This window comes from Actinomadura chibensis NBRC 106107, from assembly GCF_001552135.1.
In the GTDB taxonomy this organism is placed as follows: Bacteria; Actinomycetota; Actinomycetes; order Streptosporangiales; family Streptosporangiaceae; genus Spirillospora; species Spirillospora chibensis.
This window is the reverse complement of record NZ_BCQP01000007.1, coordinates 23,951-33,610: the sequence shown is the minus strand read 5'-3', so window position 1 is coordinate 33,610 and position 9,660 is coordinate 23,951. Positions and strand designations below refer to the sequence as shown.

Below are 9,660 nucleotides of genomic sequence, written 5' to 3'. Positions count from 1 at the left end.
CCGGAGGGCGTGGCCGCCCTCCGGCCGCACGAACCGTTACCCCGGCTCAGGTTCAACCCAGGGTCCCGGTTCAGATTCCAACCAGTTCAGCTCAGGTTTGATCTAGGGCCGGGGCAGGTTCGTTCCAGGTCCGGCTCAGGTACGAGCTGGGGTCGGGGGTGGGCTGGCCAGGCCCGGCTTAGGTTCAGGCCGCGCGGGGGCTGTCGGGTGGCTGGGTGGGGTGTTTGGTGTGGCGGGCAGGTCGGGGGCGCTGGTGCTAGTGGGCTGCTTCCTGCCAGGTGCGGCCTGTGCCCATGGAGACGCTCAGGGGGGCCTGGAGTTCGTACGCGCCTGCCATTTCGGTGCTCACCAAGGTCTTCAGGGCGTCCAGTTCGCCGGGGGCCACCTCGAAGACCAGTTCGTCGTGGACCTGGAGGAGCATCCGGGACGTGAGGCCCGCCGCGTTAAGGGCGCGGTCGACGTTCAGGCTGGCGACCTTGATGATGTCGGCGGCCGAGCCCTGGATCGGCGCGTTGAGGGCCATCCGCTCGGCCATCTCGCGGCGCTGCCGGTTGTCGGAGTTCAGGTCGGGCAGGTAGCGGCGGCGGCCGAGGATGGTCTCGGTGTAGCCGTCGTGGCGGGCCTTGGCGACGACGTCGCGCAGGTAGTCGCGGACGCCGCCGAACTGCTCGAAGTACTCGGTCATCAGCTCGCGCGCCTCGGCGGGCGGGATGCGGAGCTGCTGCGACAGGCCGTACTCGGACAGGCCGTACGCAAGGCCGTAGTTCATCGCCTTGATCCGGGCGCGCAGCTCGGAGTCGATCTGGTCGGGCGGCAGCCCGAACACCCGCGACGCGGTGATCGTGTGGAAGTCGGCGCCGGAGCCGAACGCCTCCAGCAGCGCGGCGTCCTCGGAGAGGTGCGCCATGATGCGCAGCTCGATCTGCGAATAGTCGGCGGTGAGGAGCGACTCGTAGCCCTCGCCCACGACGAAGCCCTCGCGGATCTGGCGTCCCTCCGCCGTCCGGATGGGGATGTTCTGCAGGTTCGGGTCGGTGGACGACAGCCGCCCCGTCGCGGCGATCATCTGGTTGAACGTGGTGTGGATGCGCCCGGCGTCGTCGGCCATCGGGATGAGCGAGTCGACGATGCTCTTGAGCTTGGCGACCTCGCGCCACCGCAGGATGCGCTCCAGGACGGGGTGCGGCTCCTTCTCCAGCAGGTTGGTGAGGGCCTCGGAGTCGGTGGTGTAGCCGGTCTTGGTCCGCTTGGTCTTCGGCAGGTTCAGCTCGTCGAACAGGACCTGCTGCACCTGCTTCGGCGACCCGAGGTTGAACTCGTGGCCGACGGCGGCGTGGGCCGCCTGCTCCTGCTCCTTGACCTCGCCGCCGAACGACGCGGACATGCCCGCGAGATGGTCGTTGTCGACGGCGATCCCGGCGCGCTCCATGCCCGCGAGGACGCCGACGAGCGGCAGCTCCACCTCGTGCAGCAGCCGGGTCGCGCCGCGCTTGTCGAGGTCGCGGTCGAGGACGTCGGCCAGCTCGGTGACGGCGCGGGCGCGCACGGCGAGCGCCTCGGCGGCCTCCTCCTCGCCGGAGCCGTCGAGGGTGAGCTGCCCGTTGTCCTCGGTCTCGGTGCGCAGCTCGCGGTGCAGGTAGCGGAGCGCGAGGTCGGCGAGGTCGAACGTCCGCTGGCCGGGCAGGGCGAGGTAGGCGGCGAGCGCGGTGTCGCTGGTGACGCCCGCGAGGGCCAGGCCGCGGGCGGCGAGGGCCAGCATCGGCCCCTTCGCCTCGTGGATCGCCTTCGGGCGCTTCGGGTCGGCGAGGTAGGCGGCGAGGGCGCGCTCGTCGTCCTCGATCAGCTCGGCCGGGTCGAGGTGCACGGCCGGGCCGTCCTTGGACGCGAGCGCCAGCGCGGTGATCTCGCCCGTGCCGCGGCCCCAGATGCCGGTGACGGCGACGCCGAGCCGGTCGCCGGAGTTGGCCTCCAGCCAGGCGCCGAGCGCGCCGGGCTCCAGGGCGTCGACCCGGACGTCGAAGCCCTCGTCGGCCTCCGGCTCGGCGGTCGACAGCGTCGCGTACAGCCGTTCGCGCAGGACGCGGAACTGCAGCGAGTCGAACAGGGTGTGGATCTCCTCGCGGTCCCACTGGCCCATGGCGAGCTGCGGCGGCGTCAGCTCCAGCCCGACCTCGGTGTCGAGCTTGTTGATCTGGTGGTTGCGCAGCACGACGGCGAGGTGCTCGCGCAGGTTGTCGCCCGCCTTGCCCTTGATCTCCTCGACGCGGGCGACGAGGGTGTCGAGGTCGCCGTACTTGGTGAGCCACTTCGCGGCGGTCTTCGGGCCGACGCCGGGGACGCCGGGCAGGTTGTCGCTGCTCTCGCCGACCAGCGCGGCCAGCTCGCGGTACCGCTCGGGCGGGACGCCGTAGCGGCCCTCGACGGCGGCCGGGTCCATCCGGGAGAGCTCGGAGACGCCGCGGACCGGGTACAGGACCGTGACGTCGTCGTTGACGAGCTGGAACGCGTCGCGGTCGCCGGTGACGATGAGGGTCCGCATGCCCGCGGCGACGGCCTGGACGGACAGCGTGGCGATGATGTCGTCGGCCTCGAACCCGGCGACCGACAGGCGCGGGACGCGCAGCGCGTCCAGCACCTCGAAGATCAGGCTGACCTGGCTGCGGAACTCGTCGGGCGCCTTCTGGCGGCCCGCCTTGTACTCGACGTACTGCTCGTGCCGGAACGTCGGCTCGGAGCGGTCGAAGGCCACCGCGATGTGCGTGGGCTGCTCGTCGCGCAGGACGTTGATGAGCATCGAGGTGAAGCCGTACACGGCGTTGGTCGGCTGCCCGTCGGTCGTGGAGAAGTTCTCCACGGGCAACGCGAAGAACGCCCGGTAGGCCAGGGAGTGCCCGTCGAGCAGAAGGAGCCGGTCACGCTTGTCAGGGGTCGTCGCTGTCGTCGCCACACCAGGACTCTAGTCTGCGTCCACGACAGTTTCGCTGAGGCCGGTGTCTCCCGGTCTCCGAGGTCGTCCCCACAGGAAGGCCCCGAGGGAAGGCAGGGTGCAAGTGACTGAGACGGACGGCGCGGGCCCCCTGGACGGCGCCGGGCCCGACGCGTACGGCGATCTGGCTAAGGCCATGGGCGTCGAGGTCCTGGAGGCGTCGCCGGAGCGGGTCGTCGGCCGGATGCCGGTGAAGGGCAACACCCAGCCGTACGGGCTGCTGCACGGGGGCGCGTCGTGCGTCCTCGCGGAGTCGCTCGGGTCCGTCGGCGCGGCGCTGCACGCGGGTCCGGGGCGGATCGCGGTCGGCGTCGAGATCAACGCCACGCACCACAGGTCGGCGACGGAGGGGCACGTGACGGGCGTCGCGACGCGCACGCACGGCGGCCGGACGCTCGCCACCTACGAGATCGTCCTCACCGACGACCGGGACCGCCGGGTCTGCACGGCCCGGCTGACCTGCATGCTCCGGGACGCGCCCGGCGGCTGACCGGAGCGGTCCGGACGGCCGATCGGGTCGAAACGGCACGATCCGGACTTTCTTTGCGATGCGCCGCCCGAGGTCTGTAGCGTGGCACGGAACGGCCCGGGATCACCGAGTAGACAACGTACGCGCCCGGGGAAGGTTCGTACGGCCCCAAAGGTGATCCCGGGTCAACGCATGTCCGGGCCCGGAACCCGGTATGCCGACACCGGTGTAGGGCCGACAGTGGTTGCGGTTGCGTTGCGAAACGCCCCGGCGCGTTCACCCGCGCCCCGATCCGCCGTACGTTCCGGACATGCGCTCCCGTAGCACGCACGTCCGCGGGACACGGCCGCGCGCAGGCCGCGCACCCGCCGCGCCCACCGTCGCCCTCGTGCTCGCGCTCGCCGCGGCCCTCGCGGGCTGCTCCGGGTCCGGGCACGCCAAGGCGCCGCCCGCCTACAAGATCCCGGCCGAGACGGCCCGTGAAGGCGAGGCCGTCCCCCAGGGCAGGACGGGACGCAGCGCCGACATGAGCTTCACCGTGATCGGCTTCCGCCAGGGCATGACGGACGTGATGGGCACCCACGCCGCGATGGACGCCAAGGGCGCCTTCACCCGGATCCGCCTCCTCGCCGTCAACACCGGGCGCGACATCCAGGTCTTCGACACCTGGAAGCAGCGGCTCGTCACCGCCGACGGCAGGGCCTACTCCCCCGACGTCAACGCGACGATGATCAAGCGGCAGCCGGAGCGGCTGTCCGTCGGGGCGTCCATGCGCGTCGAGTTCGACCTGTGGTTCGACGTCCCGCGCGGCGCGAAGGCCAAGGCCGTCCGGCTCTACGGGTCGCCGCCGGTCGGCGCGGTCAGCCAGCCCGCGCCCGCCGAGATCGGACTGCCCTGACCAAGGACGCGAAAAAGCGCGCCCGCCGGGTCGCGTGGACCCGGCGGGCGCGCGCCGAACGGCTACCCGGCCTCCTCCGGCGGCGGCGCGTCCGCGGCGGCCGCGTCCTCGCCGAGGTCGCCGCCGAGGTAGGCGGCGCGGACCTGCGGGTCGTCGAGCAGTTCGGCGGCGGGCGCCGACTTCACCACCCGGCCGGTCTCCAGCACGTACGCGCGGTGCGCGATCTGGAGCGCCTGCTGGGCGTTCTGCTCCACCAGCAGCACGGTCGTGCCGCGCCGGTTGATCTCCTGGATGATCGTGAAGATCTGCTGGACGAGCATGGGCGCGAGCCCCATGGACGGCTCGTCCAGCAGGAGCACCTTGGGCTTGGCCATCAGCGCCCGGCCGATCGCGAGCATCTGCTGCTCGCCCCCGGACATCGTGCCGCCCGCCTGCCTGCGGCGCTCGTAGAGCCGGGGGAACAGATCGTAGGCCTCCTTCAGCTCCTTGGACGGGTCGTCCCTGCGAGCGTAGGCGCCCATGAGGAGGTTCTCCTCGACGGTCATGCCGGGGAAGACGCCGCGCCCCTCGGGCGCCTGCCCGATGCCGACGCGCACGCGCTTGTGCCCCTGCATGCCGCTGATGTCGCGCCCGTCGAAGTGGATCGACCCGCGCGACAGCGAGCGCAGCCCGGAGATCGTCTTCAGCGTCGTCGTCTTCCCGGCGCCGTTCGCGCCGATCAGCGTGACGATCTCGCCCTGGTCGACCGACGCGGAGATGCCCTTGAGCGCCGCGATCTTTCCGTAGTGGACGTGGATGTCCTTGATCTCAAGAAGCATCGGCGGGAGCCCCCAGGTACGCCTCGATGACGCGCGGGTCGTTCTGCACCTCGGCGGGCAGCCCGTCCGCGATCTTCTGGCCGAAGTCCAGGACCGCGACCCGGTCGCTGATCCCCATCACGAGGCTCATGTCGTGCTCGATCAGCAGGACCGTCACGCCCGTGTCGCGGATCGTGCGGATGAGCTGCTGCAGGGCGACCTTCTCCGCCGGGTTCATGCCGGCGGCGGGCTCGTCCAGCAGCAGCAGCTTCGGGTCGGTGGCGAGCGCCCGCGCGATCTCCAGCCGCCGCTGGTCGCCGTACGGGAGGTTCTTCGCCGCCTCCTCGCCGCGGTGCGGGATGCCCACGAGCTCCAGCAGCTCGCGGGCCTTCTCCCGGCCCTGGCGCTCCTCCCGGCGGTGCCAGGGCAGGCCGAGGGACGCGCCGACGAAGCCCGTCCGGTGGTGGGCGTCCGCGCCCACGAGGACGTTCTCGATCGCCGTCATGTTGTGGAACAGCCGGACGTTCTGGAACGTCCGCGCCACGCCGAGCTTCGTGACGACGTACCGCTTCTTGCCGTCGATGCGCTTCCCGCCGAAGACGACCTGGCCCTCGGTGGGCCGGTACACGCCGGTGGTGACGTTGAACACCGTCGTCTTCCCGGCCCCGTTCGGGCCGATCAGCGCGAAGATGTCGCCCTCGCCGATCGTGAGGTTCACCTTGTTGAGCGCGACGACGCCGCCGAACCGCATGACGACGTCCCGCAGCTCCAGCACGGGCGCGGCGCCTTTCCCGGCGCCCTTGTCCACGCTCACTTGCCCTCCTCCGCGGCGGGGCCGGCCGCCTGCCCGGGCCCGGCCACCTCGGCTCCCATACTGCCCATGCCGCCGGTGCCCTCGGCCAGCTCGGCCTTGCGCTGCCGGGACGGCCACAGGCCCTCCGGACGGAAGATCATCATGAGCACCAGCGCGGCGCCGAAGATCAGCATCCGGTAGTCCGACAGGAACCGGAAGCGCTCGGGGAGCCAGGCGAGCACCGCCGCGCCGAGCATGACGCCGGGGATGTTGCCCGAGCCGCCGAGCACCACGCCGGCGAGGATCAGCGCCGACACGAGGAACTCGAAGTTCTGCGGGTTGATCGACGTCTGCTGCGAGGCGAACACGACGCCGCCGCTGCCGCCGATCGCCGCGCCGATCGCGAACGCGGCCAGCTTGAACTTGAACGTCGGGACGCCCATCAGCTCGGCCGCGTCCTCGTCCTCGCGGATCGAGGCCCACGCGCGGCCCACCCTGGACCGCTCGAGTCGCTTCACGAAGACGATCGCGATGATGATGAACAGCAGGAGCAGGTAGTAGTACGGCCGCGAGTCCAGCAGCCCGTACTTGAGCGGCTGGACGCCGAAGATCTCGAACTCCGACAGGGTCGGCGGGTGCGGGATGCCCTGGACGCCGCGGGGGCCGTTCACGTAGGAGCTGTTGTTCGCCGTCCGCTTGACGATCTCGCCGAAGCCGAGCGTGACGATCGCCAGGTAGTCGCCGCGCAGCCGCAGCGTCGGCGCGCCGAGGATCAGCCCGGACAGCCCCGCGAACGCGATCGCGAGGAACAGCGACTCCCAGAACGACCAGCCGTACTTCGTGGCGAAGATCGCCATCGTGTAGCCGCCGACCGCGTAGAACGCCACGTACCCGAGGTCGAGGAGGCCGGCCATGCCGACCACCACGTTCAGGCCGAGGGCGAGGAGCACGTAGATCGCGATCTGGTTGCTGAGCATGGACGGCCAGTCGCTGCCGCTCGGCGCCATGAACTCGCCGATCGACTGGCTCGGCAGGAGCAGCCCGCCGACGACGAGCAGGAGGTACACGGCCCAGCGGACCGGGCCGGGAGCGGTCGACCAGGCGTTGCGGAGCGGGTCGAGGGACAGCCTGTCGCGGTACGCCTGGACGCCGCCCGGGCCGTCGTTTCCGTTTCCGTTCTTCGTGAGGTTCATGCGCGCGCCTGCTGGAGGGACTCACCGAGGATGCCGGTGGGACGGAACATCAGGACGAGGATCAGCAAGGAGAAGGCGACGACGTCGCGCCACTGCGACCCGAACAGGCTCGACCCGTACATCTCCAGGAGCCCGAGCGTGAAGCCGCCCGCGAGGGCGCCGCGGATGTTGCCGATGCCGCCGAGCACCGCGGCCGTGAACGCCTTGATGCCGAGCAGGAACCCGACGAAGTAGTTGGTGCTCTCGAAGCGCAGGAAGTACAGCGCCGCGGCGACGCCCGCCATGACGCCGCCGACGAGGAACGTCGTGGACACGACGCGGTCGATGTTGACGCCCATGAGGACCGCGGTCTCCGGGTCCTGGGCGGTGGAGCGGATGCCGCGGCCGAGCTTCGTCCGGTTCACGAACTGGTCGAGCGCGACCATCATCAGCACCGCGCCGACGAAGACGATGAGCTGGTCGTTGCGGATGAGGACCGGGCCGACGTCCACCACGTCGGAGAGCTTCTTGAAATGCTCGTTGACGTCGAGCTTCCCGCCCTCCTTCGAGGTGCCGAACACCCGGTGGATCACGACCGCGCCCATCAGCTGCTGGATGAAGATGGACGCGCCGATGGCGGAGATCAGCGCCGCGAGCCGCGACGCCCCCCGTTTGCGGAGCGGCCGGTAGGCCGTCACCTCCAGGAGCATCGCGCCGCCGCCGGCGACCCCGCCGGCCACGACCGCCATGAGCACCACCACACCGATCAGGGTGATGCCGCCCACGTCGGAGACGCCGAGGGTCCGGACGGACCACAGCGCCGCGAACGTCCCGACCATGAAGACGTCGGCATGTGCGAAGTTGATCAGCCGGAGGACGCCGTAGACCATCGTGTAGCCCAGGGCAAGCAGGGCGTAGATCGCGCCCAGCGCAAGCCCGTCGATGGTCGACGGCCAGAATTGATTGATGAAGTCGTCGAGCACCTTCGGTCGCCTTTGTGAAAAGGAGCGGGAGCGCTGTAGCGCTCCCGCTCCCGCGCCATCAGGGGCCCCCGGAACGGGGACGGTTCGTCGTGGGCGTTGTGACGCCTACGCGGTCGGCTTGGCCTCGTTGCTGTTGCCGAGCAGCGGCAGGAGGTTGCCCTTCACCTCGTAGATGAAGATGTCCTGCGCGGCGAGCTCGCCGTTGGCGTCGAACTTGATCTGCTTCCCGACGCCCTGGAAGTCCACGGTCTTCAGGAAGTCGTTGATGTCCTCGGGCTTGCTCTTGCCGGCCTTCAGCGCCTCGATGAACGTGGAGGCCGCGTCGAAGCCCTCCGTCGAGTAGATCGCGACGTCGGAGCCGAACTTCGCCTTGTAGTCGGTGGCGAACTTCTTGGCCTTCTCGTTCGTCTTGCCCTCGGCGTCGATGAGGCAGCCGCAGCTCAGCAGCGCGCCCTGCGCGTTCTTCTCGCCCGCGCCCTCGATCAGGCCGGTGGCGAGCGAGCCGTCGCCGGACATCATCTTGCCCTTGTAGCCCGCCTCGCGGAGCTGCTTGAACAGGCGTCCCGCGACCGCGTAGTACCCGCCGAAGTAGACCGCGTCCGGCTTGAACTGGTTGATCTTGTTGACGGTGGAGGAGTAGTCCGTCGCCTTGTCGTCGACCGCGTCGGACTGGGTCTGCGCGCCCGCGCCGCCGGCCGCCTTCGCGATGGCGTCGGCGAGGCCCTTGCCGTAGTCCTGGTTGTCGGAGACGGTGAAGATCTTCTTCGCCCCGGCGGCCTTGGTCAGGAAGTTCGCGGCGCCGGCGCTCTGCACGGCGTCGTCGGCCACCACGCGGTGCCAGAACTTCCAGCCCTTCTCCGCCAGCGTCACGTTCGTCGCGGACGGCGAGACGCTCGGGATCTTCGCCTCTTCGAGGATCGGCGCGACGCTCTGCGACTCGCCCGAGAACGCCGGCCCGATCAGGCCCACGATCTTGTCGTTCTTGACCGCGCCCTGCGCCAGCGTCGTCGCCTGCTCCGGCTTGCCCTGGCTGTCGTACTTCTTGAGCTTGATCTTGACCTTGGGGTTCGTCGCGTTGTACTGCTCGACGGCCAGCTGCGCGCCCTGCCAGGGCGGGATCACAAGGCCCGAGTTCTCACCGGTCAGGTCGCCCATGAACCCGATGGTGACCTCGTCGCCACTGCCGCCGCCGGAGTCTCCGTCGTCTCCGCCACAAGCCACGGCGCTCAGCGCGAGAACCGCGCTCACCGCCAGCGCGCCGGTGATCCTCATCTTGTTGCGCCGCAAGGTGCCCAACCTTTCCATCCGGATCCGGGAGAGGATCGGGTACGAGTCATGCCCCGACGCCGACGCCCTCGGATGGAGAAATCGGTCACTCGGGGATCAGCTATGTCGTACACCGTTGACCCGCCTCAGAGCAGGCCCCCCGGATAGAAGGGTTACTCGTTCGTTACTCCCCCGTGCTCATGTCATTCCCGGCGTTGCCAGGCATGATTACGCACAGTGAGCAATCCGGCCCGGTCCGGGATGTCGGGAATGGGCCTTGACAACGGGCCTGATGA

Annotated in this window: 8 protein-coding genes; 2 read left to right on the top strand and 6 right to left on the bottom strand. The window is 70.1% G+C overall.

What is annotated here, in order from left to right; translation table 11 throughout:
• Positions 1-256 precede the first annotated feature (256 nt).
• Positions 257-2,947: a DNA polymerase I gene (gene polA, locus ACH01S_RS03895; protein ID WP_067885414.1), complete on the bottom strand. Its 2,691-nt coding sequence runs from the start codon at positions 2,945-2,947 to the stop codon at positions 257-259.
• 175 nt (positions 2,948-3,122) lie between these two features.
• On the opposite strand from polA, the gene ACH01S_RS03890 reads away from it, so the two are divergent.
• Both ACH01S_RS03890 and ACH01S_RS03885 read left to right on the top strand, forming a co-directional pair.
• A complete protein-coding gene (locus ACH01S_RS03890) occupies positions 3,123-3,476 on the top strand; it encodes a PaaI family thioesterase (protein ID WP_370671557.1) in 354 nt (117 codons plus the stop codon).
• A 289-nt stretch (positions 3,477-3,765) separates the two neighbouring features.
• Positions 3,766-4,353 (top strand): DUF4352 domain-containing protein, encoded by a 588-nt coding sequence (locus tag ACH01S_RS03885; protein ID WP_083980296.1) that lies wholly within the window; start codon positions 3,766-3,768, stop codon positions 4,351-4,353.
• Between the two features lie 62 nt (positions 4,354-4,415).
• Here the strand turns inward: ACH01S_RS03885 and ACH01S_RS03880 are convergent, their stop codons facing one another.
• The 5 genes from ACH01S_RS03880 to ACH01S_RS03860 all read right to left on the bottom strand — a co-directional run bounded on the left by ACH01S_RS03880 (position 4,416) and on the right by ACH01S_RS03860 (position 9,370).
• Positions 4,416-5,171 carry an ABC transporter ATP-binding protein gene (locus ACH01S_RS03880; protein WP_067885408.1) on the bottom strand — a complete coding sequence of 252 codons (756 nt, stop codon included), beginning with the start codon at positions 5,169-5,171 and terminating at the stop codon, positions 4,416-4,418.
• Positions 5,161-5,901: an ABC transporter ATP-binding protein gene (locus tag ACH01S_RS03875; RefSeq protein ID WP_067885420.1), complete on the bottom strand. Its 741-nt coding sequence runs from the start codon at positions 5,899-5,901 to the stop codon at positions 5,161-5,163. Before ACH01S_RS03875 ends, ACH01S_RS03880 begins: the two co-directional genes overlap by 11 nt.
• A gap of 59 nt (positions 5,902-5,960) precedes the next feature.
• Positions 5,961-7,136, bottom strand: coding sequence for a branched-chain amino acid ABC transporter permease (locus tag ACH01S_RS03870; protein ID WP_083980294.1), 1,176 nt, complete (start codon positions 7,134-7,136; stop codon positions 5,961-5,963).
• A complete protein-coding gene (locus ACH01S_RS03865) occupies positions 7,133-8,098 on the bottom strand; it encodes a branched-chain amino acid ABC transporter permease (RefSeq protein WP_067885406.1) in 966 nt (321 codons plus the stop codon). The genes ACH01S_RS03870 and ACH01S_RS03865 overlap by 4 nt, the downstream gene beginning before the upstream one ends.
• A gap of 105 nt (positions 8,099-8,203) precedes the next feature.
• A complete protein-coding gene (locus tag ACH01S_RS03860) occupies positions 8,204-9,370 on the bottom strand; it encodes a branched-chain amino acid ABC transporter substrate-binding protein (RefSeq protein ID WP_067885416.1) in 1,167 nt (388 codons plus the stop codon).
• Positions 9,371-9,660: the final 290 nt, after the last annotated feature.

Excerpts from the sequence above, each read along its gene's own strand:
- ACH01S_RS03890 (WP_370671557.1), top strand. The coding sequence starts at position 3,123 with ATGGGCGTCGAGGTCCTGGAGGCGTCGCCGGAGCGGGTCGTCGGCCGG.
- ACH01S_RS03885 (WP_083980296.1), top strand. The coding sequence starts at position 3,766 with ATGCGCTCCCGTAGCACGCACGTCCGCGGGACACGGCCGCGCGCAGGC.
- ACH01S_RS03880 (WP_067885408.1), bottom strand. The coding sequence starts at position 5,171 with ATGCTTCTTGAGATCAAGGACATCCACGTCCACTACGGAAAGATCGCG.
- ACH01S_RS03875 (WP_067885420.1), bottom strand. The coding sequence starts at position 5,901 with ATGCGGTTCGGCGGCGTCGTCGCGCTCAACAAGGTGAACCTCACGATC.
- ACH01S_RS03870 (WP_083980294.1), bottom strand. The coding sequence starts at position 7,136 with ATGAACCTCACGAAGAACGGAAACGGAAACGACGGCCCGGGCGGCGTC.
- ACH01S_RS03860 (WP_067885416.1), bottom strand. The coding sequence starts at position 9,370 with ATGAGGATCACCGGCGCGCTGGCGGTGAGCGCGGTTCTCGCGCTGAGC.